Source organism: Streptomyces sp. NBC_00234 (genome assembly GCF_036195325.1).
Taxonomy (GTDB): domain Bacteria; phylum Actinomycetota; class Actinomycetes; order Streptomycetales; family Streptomycetaceae; genus Streptomyces.
In genome coordinates, this window is the sequence record NZ_CP108101.1 from 4,835,227 (window position 1) to 4,849,681 (window position 14,455).

The following is a 14,455-nucleotide window of genomic DNA, read 5'->3' on the forward strand; positions in this document are numbered from 1 at the left end:
CCACTCGTGTCCGTCCGGCACCCGAATGCTTCCGTGGGGCGTCCGCTTCACGGGAACTGACACCGGTACCTGATACGGCCGGTGCAGCACACAAGGAGAAACACCATGCCGAAGCCCGCGAAGGGCGCCCGTCTGGGCGGCAGCGCTGCGCACGAGAAGCTTCTTCTCATCAACCTTGCGAAGTCGCTGTTCGAGCACGGCCGCATCACCACGACCGAGGCCAAGGCCCGCCGCCTGCGTCCGGTCGCCGAGCGTTTCATCACCAAGGCGAAGAAGGGCGACATCCACAACCGTCGCCTGGTGCTGCAGTCGATCACGGACAAGGGCATCGTGCACACGCTCTTCACCGAGATCGCCCCGCGGTACGAGAACCGCCCCGGTGGTTACACCCGTATCACCAAGATCGGCAACCGTCGTGGCGACAACGCCCCGATGGCGGTCATCGAGCTGGTCGAGGCGCTGACCGTGGCGCAGCAGGCCACCGGTGAGGCCGAGGCCGCGACGAAGCGTGCGGTTAAGGAAGACTCCCTCAAGAAGGACGAGGCCCCGGCCGAGTCCGTCGAGGACGCCACGCCGGCCGAGGCCGACGCGGAGTCCAAGGACGCCTGAGCGTTCTGAGACCACTGGACGGGCCCGCATCACCCTTCGGGGCGGTGCGGGCCCGTTCTGCTTGAGAGGATGCGCGGGTGAGTGACGAGGTGGAGTCCGGTTTCGTACGGGTACGGCTGGACCTTTCCTACGACGGGAAGGACTTCTCCGGCTGGGCGAAGCAGACGAGCAGGCGCACCGTGCAGGGTGAGATCGAGGATGCGCTGAGGACCGTGACACGGTCCTCGCGCACGTACGACCTGACCGTTGCCGGGCGGACCGATGCCGGGGTGCACGCGAGGGGGCAGGTCGCGCACGTCGATCTGCCGGCCGAGGTGTGGGCGGAGCACGAGGAGAAGCTGCTGCGTCGCATGGCCGGGCGGATGCCGCAGGACGTGCGGATCTGGCGGGCCGCCGAGGCGCCGGCCGGATTCAACGCGCGGTTCTCCGCGCTGTGGCGGCGCTACGCATACCGGGTGGCGGACCGGCCGGGCGGGGTGGACCCGCTGCTGCGGGGGCATGTGCTGTGGCACGACCGGCCGTTGGACATCGACGCGATGAACGAGGCGGCGGCGCCGATGGTCGGGGAGCAGGACTTCGCCGCGTACTGCAAGAAGCGCGAGGGCGCGACGACCATCCGTACGTTGCAGAAGCTGAACTGGGTACGGGACGAGGCGTCCGGTGTCATGACGGCGACGGTGCAGGCCGACGCCTTCTGCCACAACATGGTGCGGGCGCTCATCGGCGCCGCGCTGTTCGTGGGCGACGGGCGCAGGCCCGCCGGCTGGCCCGCCGAGGTGCTGGCGGCGCGGGTGCGGGATCCCGGAGTGCACGTGGTCCGGCCGCACGGGCTGACGCTGGAGGAAGTGGCCTATCCGGCGGACGAGTTGCTGGCGGCGCGGGCCGTGGAGGCCCGGAACGTACGGACGTTGCCCGGGGGCGGCTGCTGCTGAGCCCCCGGGCGGACCGTCAGGCGGCGGGAACGCCGGCCGCCGCCGACGCCTGGACCTCGCCCCGGTGGCGGATCTGACGGAACGTGAAGTTCGTCAGGTCGTCGCCCACGGTGAAGACGTTGGCATCGGCCTTGGTGACGTTCTTGCCGTTCGTGAAGCCGCCCACGGTGAAGTAGGCATAGCGGCCGTAGGAGTTGGCGGTGCGGCGGCAGACCGCACCGCCCCGGCAGAAGGTGGGGACGCCCGCGCCGTTCAGCGAGGCGATGCCGCCCGTCGCCTGCTGGGCGGCCTTCTTGGCCTGGGCCTCGGTCTTGAACACCGCGAGGCCGACCGTCACCGCGACGCCGTCCTTGCGGTAGGTGGCCCGGATGACCTGCTCACAGCCGTTGTTGGTGAGGATGGAGCCGAGCGCGCCCTGGGTCGTCGCGGCGCAGTTGCGGGTCTGTGCCGTCGCGCCCTTGGTGTGGACGCGGTCGCCCATGGTCAGGCGCTTGCCGGGGAAGAAGGCGTCGGCGGTGATCGGCGCCTTGTCCTTGCGGGCGTCGGAGATGTACTCCTTCGGGTCCGGCGGGGGCGGCGGCGCGACGGAGGAGAACGAGGGCTCGGGTGCGGCGGACTCCGAGGGCAGGTCCGCGGGAGCGGGCAGCTCGCTCGCGTTCTTGTCCGCCCGTGCGGGTCCGTCGTCGCCGTTGGCCGTGATCACGGCCGTGGCCACGATCGCGGCGACCGCCGCGGTGGCCAGCGCCCCACCGCCGATCATCAGCCATTTCCTGCGGCGGCTGCGTGCGGCGGATTCCTCCGCCAGTGCCGCCCAGTCCGGAGTCTGACCGCCCCCGGGCCCCCAGGAGGGCCCCCCTTGCCCAAAGCTCATGCCGCGAATCTTAGGGCCTTGGTAATCCAGTTGGGCCAGGGGTTCGCGGGCCGTGACAATGCTGTGCATGGGACATCTTGAAGCAGGCCACCTGGAGTACTACCTACCGGACGGGCGGGTGCTGCTCGGCGATGCTTCGTTCCGGGTCGCCGACGGCGCCGTCGTCGCTCTCGTCGGGGCGAACGGTGCGGGCAAGACGACGCTGCTGCGGCTGCTGGCCGGTGAGCTCCAGCCGCACGGCGGTTCGGTGTCGGTGAGCGGCGGGCTCGGCGTGATGGCCCAGTTCGTGGGGTCGGTGCGGGACGAGCGGACCGTGCGGGATCTGCTGGTGTCCGTGGCCCAGCCCCGTATCCGGGAAGCGGCCAGGGCGGTGGATGCGGCCGAGGAGCTGATCCTGTCCGTCGACGACGAGGCCGCGCAGATGAAGTACGCGCAGGCCCTGAGCGACTGGGCCGAGGCGCGGGGGTACGAGGCCGAGACCGTCTGGGACATGTGCACCATGGCCGCGCTCGGCGTCCCGTACGAGAAGGCGCAGTGGCGGGAGGTACGGACGCTCAGCGGTGGTGAGCAGAAGCGGCTCGTGCTGGAGGCGCTGCTCCGGGGGCCCGACGAGGTGCTGCTGCTCGACGAGCCGGACAACTATCTGGACGTGCCGGGCAAGCGGTGGCTGGAGGGGAAGCTGAAGGAGACCCGTAAGACGGTGCTCTTCGTCTCCCACGACCGGGAGCTGCTGTCGCGGGCCGCGGAGAAGATCGTGAGCGTGGAGCCGAGCCCCGCGGGGTCGGACGTCTGGGTGCACGGCGGCGGATTCGCCACGTACCACGCGGCCCGCAAGGAACGGTTCGCGCGCTTCGAGGAGCTCCTGCGGCGCTGGGAGGAGGAGCACGCCCGCCTGAAGGCACTCGTCCTGCGGATGCGGCAGCAGGCGGCGAACAGCCCCGACATGGCCAACCGCTACCACGCGATGCAGACGCGCTTCAAGAAGTTCGAGGAGGCGGGCCCGCCGCCGGAGCCGCCGCGCGAGCAGGAGATCAAGATGCGGCTGCGCGGCGGGCGGACCGGGGTGCGGGCGGTGACCTGCAAGAACCTGGAGCTGACCGGGCTGATGAAGCCGTTCGACCTGGAGATCTTCTACGGGGAGCGGGTTGCCGTCCTCGGATCCAACGGGTCGGGGAAGTCGCACTTCCTGCGGCTGCTGGCCGGGGACACGTCCGTGGCGCACACGGGGGAGTGGAAGCTCGGGGCGCGGGTCGTGCCCGGGCACTTCGCGCAGACCCACGCGCATCCGGAGCTGCTGGGCCACACGCTGGTCGAGATCCTCTGGACCGAACATGCCAAGGACCGGGGCGGGGCGATGTCCGTGCTGCGGCGGTACGAGATGGAGCGGCAGGGGGACCAGCTCTTCGAGAAGCTGTCGGGCGGGCAGCAGGCGCGTTTCCAGATCCTGCTGCTGGAGCTGGCGGGGACGACCGCGCTGCTGCTGGACGAGCCGACGGACAACCTGGACCTGGAGTCGGCCGAGGCCCTGCAGGACGGGCTGGAGGTGTACGACGGCACGGTGATGGCGGTCACGCACGACCGGTGGTTCGCGAAGTCCTTCGACCGGTATCTGGTCTTCGGGTCGGACGGGGTCGTGCGGGAGACGGCCGAGCCGGTGTGGGACGAGCGGCGGGTGGAGCGGGTGCGGTAGGGCGGCGCGTTTTGACCCGTCCGGGGCGGGGCGGGTACTGTCGTGGTTGTTATGCGTATTGGCTTCGTCGTTCTCACGCGAAGGGCCCTTACGTAGGTTCCCTGGAGCAGTTTCCAGTGGCTCGCATACGGGCGGTGTTCCCGGCATTGTGTGCCCCAGCTGCATGATCGCTTCAGAGGTGCCGTGTGTCTGGACCCCATCCACTGAAGAAGCGAAGGCTACGAAGTGCGTACGTACAGCCCCAAGCCCGGCGATGTCACTCGCCAGTGGCACATCATTGACGCCGAGGACATCGTCCTGGGCCGTCTGGCCACCACGGCTGCGAACCTCCTTCGCGGCAAGCACAAGGCGATCTACGCCCCCCACATGGACATGGGCGACTTCGTCATCATCATCAACGCCGAGAAGGTTCACCTCTCCGGCAACAAGAAGACCCAGAAGATGGCGTACCGCCACTCCGGCTTCCCGGGCGGTCTCCGCTCCGTGCGTTACGACGAGCTTCTCTCGAAGAACCCGGAGAAGGCCGTCGAGAAGGCCATCAAGGGCATGATCCCCAAGAACACCCTCGGCCGTCAGATGATCTCGAAGCTCAAGGTCTACGCGGGCGACCAGCACCCGCACGCTGCGCAGCAGCCGGTCCCGTTCGAGATCACCCAGGTCGCGCAGTAGTTCCGGCCTCCCCCCAAAGACGTAAAGAAAGATCTGAGGAGAATCGTGGCCGAGACCACTGTTGAGACGCCCGTCGAGGGCACCGAGGGCGAAGAGACCTTCGCCGAGGTGACCACCTTCGAGTCGGAGGTCCCCGTCGAGGGTGAGTACACCTCCGAGTCGCTCGCAGGCCGCTTCGGCGACCCGCAGCCCGCGGCCGGCCTTGGCCGTCGCAAGAACGCCATCGCCCGCGTCCGGATCGTTCCGGGCACCGGCAAGTGGAAGATCAACGGTCGCACCCTTGAGGACTACTTCCCCAACAAGGTGCACCAGCAGGAAGTCAACGAGCCCTTCAAGGTGCTCGAGCTCGACGGCCGCTACGACGTCATCGCCCGCATCTCGGGTGGCGGCGTCTCCGGTCAGGCCGGCGCCCTGCGCCTCGGCGTGGCCCGCGCGCTGAACGAGGCGGACGTGGACAACAACCGCGCCGCGCTCAAGAAGGCCGGCTTCCTCTCCCGTGACGACCGTGCGGTCGAGCGCAAGAAGGCCGGTCTCAAGAAGGCCCGTAAGGCCCCGCAGTACAGCAAGCGCTAAATCGCCTGCTCGTCTGCTTTACACGTTCGCCCCGGCGGCACATTTCGTGCCGCTGGGGCGTTCGTTTATCGGCCCTCGCGGGCGTATAACGGCATGAGTGGTTCATAGGGTCGAAGGCCGGGCCCTGTCGCGCGGTGGTCGCGGCAGCATGCCCTGGCCGGCCCCGTTTTCGTATTTCTTGGGTTTGTGGTTTCGGAGCAATCTCGGAGGACACCAGTGGGACGACTCTTCGGCACGGACGGCGTGCGCGGCGTCGCCAACGCGGACCTGACGGCCGAGCTCGCGCTCGGTCTGTCGGTCGCGGCGGCGCACGTACTTGCCGAGGCGGGGACCTTCGAGGGGCATCGGCCGACGGCCGTGGTGGGCCGTGACCCGCGCGCGTCCGGAGAGTTCCTGGAGGCCGCCGTCGTGGCGGGCCTGGCGAGCGCGGGCGTGGACGTCCTGCGCGTGGGCGTGCTGCCCACCCCTGCCGTGGCGTATCTCACCGGCGCGCTCGGCGCCGATATCGGCGTGATGCTGTCCGCCAGCCACAACGCGATGCCGGACAACGGTGTCAAGTTCTTCGCCCGCGGCGGCCACAAGCTCGCCGACGAGCTGGAGGACCGGATCGAGACGGTCTACGAGCAGCACCGCACCGGTGAGCCGTGGGCGCGCCCGACGGGTGCCGGAGTGGGCCGGGTCAACGACTACGCCGAGGGCTTCGACCGGTACGTCGCCCATCTCATCGCGGTCCTTCCCAACCGGCTCGACGGGGTGAAGGTCGTCCTCGACGAGGCGCACGGTGCCGCTGCCCGGGTCTCGCCCGAGGCGTTCGCGCGGGCCGGTGCCGAGGTCGTCACCATCGGTGCCGACCCGGACGGTCTGAACATCAACGACGGCTGCGGCTCCACCCACCTGGGTCTGCTGCGCGCCGCCGTTGTCGAGCACGGCGCCCACCTCGGTATCGCGCACGACGGCGACGCCGACCGCTGCCTGGCCGTGGACGCCGAGGGCCAGGAGATCGACGGCGACCAGATCCTGGCCGTGCTCGCCCTCGCCATGCGCGAGGCCGGACAGCTGCGCAAGGACACCGTCGTCGGCACGGTCATGTCGAACCTGGGCTTCAAGATGGCGATGGAGCGCGAGGGCATCGCGCTCGTCCAGACCGCCGTCGGGGACCGTTACGTCCTGGAGTCGATGAAGGCCGAGGGCTTCGCGCTGGGCGGCGAGCAGTCCGGCCACGTCATCGTTCTGGACCACGCCACGACCGGCGACGGCACGCTGACCGGCCTGATGCTGGCGGCCCGGGTCGCCGCGACCGGCCGTACGCTCGCCGATCTGGCCGGTGTCATGCAGCGCCTCCCGCAGGTCCTCGTCAACGTCCCGGACGTCGACAAGTCCCGGGTGGACACCTCGCCCGAGCTCGCCACCGCGGTCGCCGAGGCGGAGCGCGAGCTGGGTGCCACCGGCCGCGTACTGCTGCGCCAGTCGGGCACCGAGCCGCTGGTACGGGTCATGGTCGAGGCCGCCGACATCGACCAGGCCCGGTCCGTGGCGGGCCGGCTGGCCGACGTGGTGAAGTCCGCCCTGGGGTGACCTGCCGTCACATGCCGCCGGACGGGGCCGTCTTCGGTGCCGTCCGGCGGCGGTGGGTGGCCCACAGGCCCTTCTGGACCAGCAGGGTCAGGGTGCCCGCGAGCACGATGCCGCCGAGGTTCGCCAGCAGCTGGCCGGCCGAGCCCCACATCTGGGCGTAGTCCGCGTAGCTGAACGCCACCGCCGCGTTGGCCGCCGCGGGCACCGTCGTCACCGAGATCGCCACGCCGATCAGCGCACCGGACTTCGCCGAGGTGAGCGAGAGCGTGCCGGCGATGCCCGCGAGGAACGCCACCACGAACGACATCCAGTCCGGCTTCCAGATGAACGCCGTGTTGGGCCGGTCGCCCTCGACCATCGAGCGGGTGAAGAGGCCGAAGGCGTCCATCAGCCAGGCGAAGCCCGCGGTCACCACCATCGCCACCGCGAATCCGCCGATCAGGGCCCACAGGGAGCGCGCCGCCAGGCGCGGAGCGCGCTGCACCAGGGCCGTGCAGACGCCGGCCAGCGGACCGAACTCGGGACCGACCGCCATCGCGCCCACGATCAGGATCGCGTTGTCGAGCATCACACCGCAGGCCGCGAGCATCGTGGCGACGGAGAGGAACGCCAGGTAGGTGATGCTGAGCGTCGACTCCTCGTGGGTGGCCTCCGTCAGCTCCTCCCACAGCACCGCGTCCGCGCCCTCCCCCGGCGCGTCCTCCTCCGCCTGGTCGGCGTGCGCGGAGAGCGTCAGGTCCATGTCCTCGACGGTGATCGAGCCGGACTTGTCGATACCGAGCCCGCGCAGCGCGCCGATCACTTCGTCCCCCGCCTCGCGCGCCACGTCGCACATCACCACGTCGCCGACCGGGCTGCGGGCCGCGCCGGTGAGCACCGCGAGGTGGGTGGTTCCCACGGAGTCCTCCAGCAGACGCACCACCTCGTCCGAACGGTCGACGGGGACGATCAGGCGCAGATGCAGCACGGAGGGACTCCCGGGAGGTCAGAGCTTGCGCAGCGACAGGCGTTGGACCTTGTGGTCGGGCCCCTTGCGCAGCACCAGGGTGGCACGGCCCCTGGTGGGCGCGACATTCTCCAGCAGGTTGGGCTTGTTGATGGTCCGCCACATCGTGCGCGCGTAGTCCATGGCCTCCTCCTCGGAGACCTGGGTGTACTTGCGGAAGTACGAGAACGGGTTCTGGAACGCCGTCTCGCGCAGCGTGCGGAAGCGGTTGAGGTACCAGGTCTCGATGTCCTCGGCCCGGGCGTCCACGTACACGCTGAAGTCGAAGTAGTCGGCGAGCCCGACCCTGGTCCGGCCGTCCTTGCCGGGCATCGCGGGCTGGAGCACGTTCAGCCCCTCGACGATCAGGATGTCCGGGCGGCGTACGGTCAGCCGCTCGTCCGGGACGATGTCGTAGATCAGGTGCGAGTAGACCGGCGCCGTGACCTCGTCCTTGCCGGCCTTGATGTCGGCGACGAAACGGGTCAGGGCCCGGCGGTCGTACGACTCGGGGAAGCCCTTGCGGGACATCAGGCCGCGCGCCCGGAGCTCCTTCATCGGCAGCAGGAAGCCGTCCGTGGTCACGAGTTCGACCCGGGGGTGCTCGGGCCAGCGTGCCAGCAGCGCCTGGAGGATGCGGGCGCTGGTGGACTTGCCGACGGCGACACTGCCCGCGACCCCTATGACGAACGGGGTGCCGCGCTGTGCCCCGTGGCCGTTGCCCGCGTCGCCGAGGAAGGTGTTGAGGGCGCCGCGCAGTCCGGATGTGGCCTGGACGTACAGGTTGAGGAGCCGGGAGAGCGGCAGGTAGACGTCCCGTACCTCGTCGAGGTCGATGACGTCGCCGAGTCCCCGCAGCTTCTCCACCTCGTCCGCGGAGAGCGGCAGCGGGGTCTTGTCGCGCAGAGCGCTCCACTCGGCGCGGGACAGGTCGACGTACGGCGTCGGCGCGTGCTCGGTGCGACGGTGGGTGGTCCGTGGCGGCGAAGAGATCACGCGTTCATTGTTGCGGGAGTTTTAACTCCGTGGGGGGTGGGGTCGGTCACGTGGCCGAGACCTGCACGGAGGCTCAGGCGTACGGGGGCATGCGGGCCGCTTTTCCCCGCGCCCGTGGGTGCAAGGGGGTGCGGTCCCACGCCCACCCGTTCCGTAACCCCGGGCAGCCGTACCCCCCGGCCTTATGGTGCCGCTATGTGTGGAATCGTGGGTTATGTCGGTGGACAGTCGGCGCAGGACGTCGTGGTCGCGGGTCTCAGGCGTCTTGAGTACCGGGGGTACGACTCGGCGGGGCTCGCCCTTCTCGCGGACGGCGGACTCGCCGCCGCGAAGAGGGCCGGGAAGCTGGTCAATCTGGAGAAGGAGCTGATGGAGCGGCCGTTGCCGGCCGGGAACGTCGGTATCGGGCACACCCGGTGGGCCACGCACGGCGGGCCGACCGACGCCAACGCCCACCCGCACCTGGACAACGCGGGGCGCGTCGCCGTGGTGCACAACGGGATCATCGAGAACTTCGCCGCGCTGCGCGCCGAGCTCGCCGAGCGCGGCCACGACCTGGCGTCCGAGACCGACACCGAGGTCGTCGCCCATCTGCTGGCCGAGGCGTTCTCGGCGGACACCGATCTGGCGGAGGCCATGCGGCAGGTGTGCCGGCAGCTCGAAGGGGCGTTCACCCTCGTCGCCGTGCACGCCGACCAGCCGGACACGGTGGTCGGCGCCCGGCGGAACTCGCCCCTCGTGGTGGGGATCGGGGAGGGGGAGAGCTTCCTGGCCTCCGACGTCGCCGCCTTCATCGCACACACCCGGTCCGCGATCGAGCTGGGCCAGGACCAGGTCGTGGAGCTGACCAGGGAAGGGGTGACCGTCACCGACTTCGGGGGGCGGCCCGCCGAGACCCGCGCCTATCACGTGGACTGGGACGCCTCGGCGGCCGAGAAGGGCGGCTACGCCTCCTTCATGCTCAAGGAGATCGCGGACCAGCCGAAGGCCGTGGCGGACACCCTGCTCGGGCGGATCAGCGGGGAGGAGGGCGAGCTGCGGCTCGACGAGGTGCGCATCGCGCCCGGTGTGCTCCGGGAGATCGACAAGGTCGTCATCGTCGCCTGCGGGACCGCGTTCCACGCCGGAATGATCGCCAAGTACGCCATCGAGCACTGGACCCGGCTGCCCTGCGAGACGGAGCTGGCCAGCGAGTTCCGCTACCGCGACCCGATCCTGGACCAGCGGACGCTCGTCATCGCGATCTCGCAGTCCGGCGAGACCATGGACACCCTGATGGCGCTGCGGCACGCCCGTGAGCAGGGGGCGAAGGTGCTCGCCATCTGCAATACGAACGGGTCGACCATCCCGAGGGAGTCCGACGCCGTCCTCTACACGCACGCCGGACCGGAGGTCGCGGTCGCCTCGACCAAGGCGTTCCTGACGCAGCTCGTCGCCTGCTACCTCGTCGCCCTCTACATCGGGCAGGTGCGCGGGACGAAGTGGGCCGACGAGATCCGGACGGTCGTGCGGCAGCTCTCCGAGATGGCCGAGGCGGTCGAGCGGGTCCTGGAGACCATGGAGCCGGTGCGCGAACTGGCGCGGTCGCTGGCGGGCAAGAACACCGTGCTGTTCCTGGGGCGGCACGTCGGCTACCCGGTGGCCCTGGAAGGCGCGTTGAAGCTCAAGGAACTCGCGTACATGCACGCGGAGGGGTTCGCCGCGGGCGAGCTCAAGCACGGGCCCATCGCGCTGGTCGAGGACGATCTGCCGGTCGTCGTGGTCGTCCCCTCGCCGCGGGGGCGCTCGGTGCTCCACGACAAGATCGTCTCGAACATCCAGGAGATCAGGGCACGCGGGGCGCGCACCATCGTGATCGCCGAGGAGGGCGACGAGTCGGTCGTTCCGTACGCCGACCACCTGATCCTGATCCCCGCTACGCCTACGCTGCTTCAGCCACTGGTCGCCACCGTCCCGTTGCAGGTGTTCGCCTGCGAACTGGCGACGGCCCGCGGCAACGAGGTGGACCAGCCACGCAATCTGGCGAAGTCAGTGACAGTCGAGTGAGTGAGTGAGCACGTGATCATTGGTGTCGGGATCGATGTGGCCGAGATCGAGCGCTTCGGCGCGGCGCTGGAGCGTACGCCCCAGATGGCCGAGCGGCTCTTCCTGGAACGGGAGTTGAAGCTGCCGAGCGGGGAGCGGCGCGGAATCGCCTCGCTCGCCGCCCGTTTCGCCGCCAAGGAGGCCGTCGCCAAGGCGCTCGGCGCACCCGCCGGTCTGCACTGGTCGGACGCCGAGGTGTACGTCGAGGAGAGCGGCCAGCCCCGGCTGCGGGTGCGCGGCACGGTCGCCGCGCGCGCCGCCGAGCTCGGGGTGCGGCACTGGCACGTGTCGCTCAGCCACGACGCGGGGGTGGCGTCGGCCGTGGTGATCGCGGAGGGTTGACCGTATGCGAACCGCTTACAGCGTGGAGACCGTACGGGCCGCCGAAGCGGCACTGATGGCGCGGCTGCCGGAGGGCGCCCTGATGCAGCGGGCCGCCGCGGGCCTCGCGGTGGCCTGCGGCGATCTGCTGCGGCGCAACGGCCGGGTGTACGGGTCCCGGGTCATCCTCCTCGTGGGCAGCGGTGACAACGGCGGTGACGCGCTGTACGCCGGTGCCCGGCTGGCGAGGCGCGGGGCCGGTGTACGGGCGCTGCTGACCTCGCCCGACAAGGTCCACGCGGGCGGTTTCGCCGCGCTGGAGGCGGCCGGCGGGCGGGTCCTGGAGAGCGCGGAGGGGCTGGGCGCGGTCGATCTCGTCGTCGACGGCATCACCGGGATCGGCGGCCGTGGCGGACTGCGCCCCGAGGCGGCGGCCCTGGTGGCGGCCGTCACCGGGCACGGGGCGCCCGTCCTCGCCGTGGATCTGCCGAGCGGGGTGGAGGCGGACACCGGCGAGGTCCACGGCACCGCCGTGCGCGCCGACGCGACGGTCACCTTCGGGACGTACAAGCCGGCGCTGCTGATCGATCCGGCCGCCGAACGGGCGGGCGCGCTGCGGCTCGTCGACATCGGCCTGGGGCCGGACCTGCCCGAGCCGCCCGACCTGGAGGCGCTCCAGTACGCGGACGTGGCGGCGCTGCTGCCGGCTCCGGGCGTGGAGAGCGACAAGTACCGGCGCGGGGTCGTGGGCGTGGTCGCCGGCTCGGAGCGGTATCCGGGGGCCGCGGTGCTCGCGGTCGCGGGTGCGCTGCGGGGCGGTGCCGGAGCGGTGCGGTACGTCGGACCGGGCGCCGGAGCGGTGATCGCCCGCTTTCCGGAGACCCTCGTGCACTCCGGGCCGCCGTCGAAGGCGGGGCGGGTGCAGGCATGGGTCGTCGGGCCGGGTCTCGGCGACGGTTCGCGGGCCGCTGCCGCCGTGGCCGACGTGCTGGCCGCCGATGTGCCGGTACTGGTCGACGCGGACGGGCTGCGGCTGCTGGACGCGGAGACCGTACGGTCGCGCTCTGCGCCCACCGTGCTGACCCCGCACGCCGGAGAGGCCGCTGCCCTGCTCGGCGTGGCCCGCGAGGAGGTCGAGGCCGGCCGGCTCGCCGCCGTGCGGGAACTCGCCGCCCGCTACCGGGCCACCGTCCTGCTCAAGGGGTCGACGACCCTGGTCGCCGAGGCCCGGGACACGCCCGTACGGGTCAATCCGACGGGCACGTCCTGGCTGGCCACGGCGGGCAGCGGCGATGTGCTCTCCGGCCTGGCCGGCTCGCTGCTGGCCGCGGGCCTCGCCCCGCGTGACGCGGCATCCGTGGGGGCCTATCTGCACGGGCTCGCGGCCCGGCGCGGGTCGGCGGGCGCGCCGGTGGCCGCGCAGGACGTCGCGGACGCGATCCCGGCGGCCTGGCGCGATGTGCGGGAGGCGTGAGGCTGCTCCACGCTGGGGTGGTGCGGCGGCGGAAGGAGAAGGACCGTGGGCAAGAGCTCCCTACGCGTACGACGGGTGTACGACCCTCTTGAGGACGCGGACGGCGTGCGGGTTCTCGTCGACCGGCTCTGGCCGCGCGGGGAGAGCAAGGCCAAGGCCGCGATCGACCGGTGGGCGAAGGACGTCACCCCGTCGAACGAACTGCGGTCCTGGTACCACCAGGACCGCGGATCCCGGTACGACGACTTCGTCGACCGCTACCGCGCCGAGCTGGCGGACCCGGCGCACACCGCGGCGGTCGGCGAGCTGCTCGCCCTGATCCGTGAGGGCGGCCCGGTGACGCTGGTGACGGCGGTGAAGGACGTCCCCCACAGTCATGTGCCGGTGCTCGTGGAGCATCTGGAACACGAGCTGGCGCGCCCCTGACCAGGTCCGCTGTCCGGGCCGCGCGGTTCGGGGGACACGTACTGGCGTACGCCTCTGAGACACTGGGCGCGATGAACGAGACAGCGACCCTGAGAGCCCGCGCAGAGATCGACCTCGCCGCACTGCGCGCCAACGTGCGTGTCCTGCGTGCGCGCGCGGCCGGTGCGCAGCTCATGGCCGTCGTGAAATCCGACGCGTACGGACACGGTGCGGTGCCCTGCGCCAGGGCCGCGCTGGAGGCGGGCGCGACCTGGCTGGGCACCGCCACCCCGCAGGAGGCGCTGGCCCTGAGGGCGGCAGGACTCGGCGGCCGGGTGATGTGCTGGCTGTGGACGCCCGGCGGCCCGTGGCGCGAGGCGATCGAGGCCGGCATCGACGTGTCGGTGAGCGGTATGTGGGCCATGCGCGAGGTCGTCGACGCGGCCACCGCGGCCGGCGCCGTCGCCCGTGTCCATCTCAAGGCCGACACCGGCCTCGGGCGCAACGGCTGCCAGCCCGCCGACTGGCCTGAGCTGGTCTCGGCGGCGCGCGCCGCCGAGGAGAGCGGCACGGTCCGGGTCACCGGCCTCTGGTCGCACTTCGCCTGCGCCGACGAGCCGGGGCACCCGTCGATCGCCTCCCAGCTGGACGTGTTCCGGGACATGGTGGCGTACGCGGAGAAGGCCGGCGTCCGGCCCGAGGTCCGGCACATCGCGAACTCCCCGGCGACCCTCACGGTCCCGGAGTCCCACTTCGATCTCGTACGGACCGGGATCGCCATGTACGGCATCTCGCCCAGCCCCGAGCTGGGCACGCCGGCCGACTTCGGGCTGCGCCCGGTGATGACGCTCGTCGCGTCGGTCGCGCTGGTCAAGCAGGTGCCGGCGGGCCACGGCATCAGTTACGGCCACCACTACACGACACCCGCGGAGACGACCCTCGGTCTGATCCCCGTCGGGTACGCGGACGGGATTCCGCGCCACGCCTCGGGCCGGGGCCCGGTCCTCGTCGGGGGCCGGCGGCGCACGATCGCGGGACGCGTGGCGATGGACCAGTTCGTGGTCGACCTCGAAGGCGACGAGCCGGAGCCGGGCGCGGAGGCGGTGCTGTTCGGGCCGGGAGACCGGGGCGAGCCGAGCGCCGAGGACTGGGCGGTCGCGGCGGACACGATCGCGTACGAGATCGTCACCCGCATCGGGGCACGGGTGCCCCGGGTCCATCTGAACTGAGGGCGGTCTTTTCGGTATCCGGCCGGTTCGACATCCGGCCG

The 14,455-nt window shown here is 71.2% G+C and carries 14 protein-coding genes; 11 read left to right on the forward strand and 3 right to left on the reverse strand.

All coding sequences use genetic code 11. The features are described from left to right. Window positions 1–105: 105 nt before the first annotated feature. On the forward strand, window positions 106–609 hold the full coding sequence (gene rplQ, locus OG230_RS21475) for a 50S ribosomal protein L17 (RefSeq protein ID WP_328905331.1): 504 nt from the start codon (window positions 106–108) through the stop codon (window positions 607–609). Window positions 610–686: 77 nt separating this feature from the next. Further along, window positions 687–1,541, forward strand: coding sequence for a tRNA pseudouridine(38-40) synthase TruA (gene truA, locus OG230_RS21480; protein ID WP_328905332.1), 855 nt, complete (start codon window positions 687–689; stop codon window positions 1,539–1,541). A gap of 16 nt (window positions 1,542–1,557) precedes the next feature. Here the strand turns inward: truA and OG230_RS21485 are convergent, their stop codons facing one another. Next, entirely contained in the window at window positions 1,558–2,412 is an 855-nt protein-coding gene (locus OG230_RS21485) for a hypothetical protein (protein ID WP_328905333.1), read from the reverse strand. A gap of 67 nt (window positions 2,413–2,479) precedes the next feature. On the opposite strand from OG230_RS21485, the gene OG230_RS21490 reads away from it, so the two are divergent. The 4 genes from OG230_RS21490 (at window position 2,480) to glmM (ending at window position 6,919) form a co-directional block, all read left to right on the forward strand. Beyond that, window positions 2,480–4,102 carry an ATP-binding cassette domain-containing protein gene (locus OG230_RS21490; protein WP_328905334.1) on the forward strand — a complete coding sequence of 541 codons (1,623 nt, stop codon included), beginning with the start codon at window positions 2,480–2,482 and terminating at the stop codon, window positions 4,100–4,102. 225 nt (window positions 4,103–4,327) lie between these two features. Then, window positions 4,328–4,771, forward strand: a complete 444-nt coding sequence (gene rplM / locus OG230_RS21495; protein WP_031096418.1) for a 50S ribosomal protein L13 — start codon at window positions 4,328–4,330, stop codon at window positions 4,769–4,771. 45 nt (window positions 4,772–4,816) lie between these two features. Continuing rightward, window positions 4,817–5,344, forward strand: coding sequence for a 30S ribosomal protein S9 (gene rpsI / locus OG230_RS21500; protein ID WP_203182001.1), 528 nt, complete (start codon window positions 4,817–4,819; stop codon window positions 5,342–5,344). 216 nt (window positions 5,345–5,560) lie between these two features. Then, entirely contained in the window at window positions 5,561–6,919 is a 1,359-nt protein-coding gene (glmM, locus tag OG230_RS21505; RefSeq protein ID WP_328905335.1) for a phosphoglucosamine mutase, read from the forward strand. 7 nt (window positions 6,920–6,926) lie between these two features. Here glmM and OG230_RS21510 read toward each other — a convergent pair whose 3' ends face one another. Together OG230_RS21510 and coaA are read right to left on the reverse strand one after the other, a co-directional pair. Further along, the gene (locus OG230_RS21510; protein ID WP_328905336.1) at window positions 6,927–7,886 is read right to left on the reverse strand and encodes a DUF389 domain-containing protein; all 960 of its coding nucleotides are present in this window, start codon (window positions 7,884–7,886) and stop codon (window positions 6,927–6,929) included. An 18-nt stretch (window positions 7,887–7,904) separates the two neighbouring features. Beyond that, entirely contained in the window at window positions 7,905–8,900 is a 996-nt protein-coding gene (coaA, locus tag OG230_RS21515) for a type I pantothenate kinase (RefSeq protein WP_328905337.1), read from the reverse strand. A 195-nt stretch (window positions 8,901–9,095) separates the two neighbouring features. Between coaA and glmS the strand changes: the two genes are divergently transcribed. The 5 genes from glmS to alr all read left to right on the forward strand — a co-directional run bounded on the left by glmS (window position 9,096) and on the right by alr (window position 14,414). Beyond that, window positions 9,096–10,946, forward strand: a complete 1,851-nt coding sequence (glmS, locus tag OG230_RS21520; RefSeq protein WP_328905338.1) for a glutamine--fructose-6-phosphate transaminase (isomerizing) — start codon at window positions 9,096–9,098, stop codon at window positions 10,944–10,946. A 12-nt stretch (window positions 10,947–10,958) separates the two neighbouring features. Next, the gene (locus OG230_RS21525; protein ID WP_328911479.1) at window positions 10,959–11,327 is read left to right on the forward strand and encodes a holo-ACP synthase; all 369 of its coding nucleotides are present in this window, start codon (window positions 10,959–10,961) and stop codon (window positions 11,325–11,327) included. Between the two features lie 4 nt (window positions 11,328–11,331). Continuing rightward, window positions 11,332–12,780 carry an NAD(P)H-hydrate dehydratase gene (locus OG230_RS21530; protein WP_328905339.1) on the forward strand — a complete coding sequence of 483 codons (1,449 nt, stop codon included), beginning with the start codon at window positions 11,332–11,334 and terminating at the stop codon, window positions 12,778–12,780. Between the two features lie 45 nt (window positions 12,781–12,825). Beyond that, window positions 12,826–13,206 (forward strand): DUF488 domain-containing protein, encoded by a 381-nt coding sequence (locus tag OG230_RS21535; protein WP_328905340.1) that lies wholly within the window; start codon window positions 12,826–12,828, stop codon window positions 13,204–13,206. A 71-nt stretch (window positions 13,207–13,277) separates the two neighbouring features. Beyond that, a complete protein-coding gene (gene alr, locus OG230_RS21540) occupies window positions 13,278–14,414 on the forward strand; it encodes an alanine racemase (protein WP_328905341.1) in 1,137 nt (378 codons plus the stop codon). Window positions 14,415–14,455 lie beyond the last annotated feature (41 nt).

Excerpts from the sequence above, each read along its gene's own strand:
- rplQ (WP_328905331.1), top strand. The coding sequence starts at position 106 with ATGCCGAAGCCCGCGAAGGGCGCCCGTCTGGGCGGCAGCGCTGCGCAC.
- OG230_RS21485 (WP_328905333.1), bottom strand. The coding sequence starts at position 2,412 with ATGAGCTTTGGGCAAGGGGGGCCCTCCTGGGGGCCCGGGGGCGGTCAG.
- OG230_RS21490 (WP_328905334.1), top strand. The coding sequence starts at position 2,480 with ATGGGACATCTTGAAGCAGGCCACCTGGAGTACTACCTACCGGACGGG.
- glmS (WP_328905338.1), top strand. The coding sequence starts at position 9,096 with ATGTGTGGAATCGTGGGTTATGTCGGTGGACAGTCGGCGCAGGACGTC.
- OG230_RS21530 (WP_328905339.1), top strand. The coding sequence starts at position 11,332 with ATGCGAACCGCTTACAGCGTGGAGACCGTACGGGCCGCCGAAGCGGCA.
- alr (WP_328905341.1), top strand. The coding sequence starts at position 13,278 with ATGAACGAGACAGCGACCCTGAGAGCCCGCGCAGAGATCGACCTCGCC.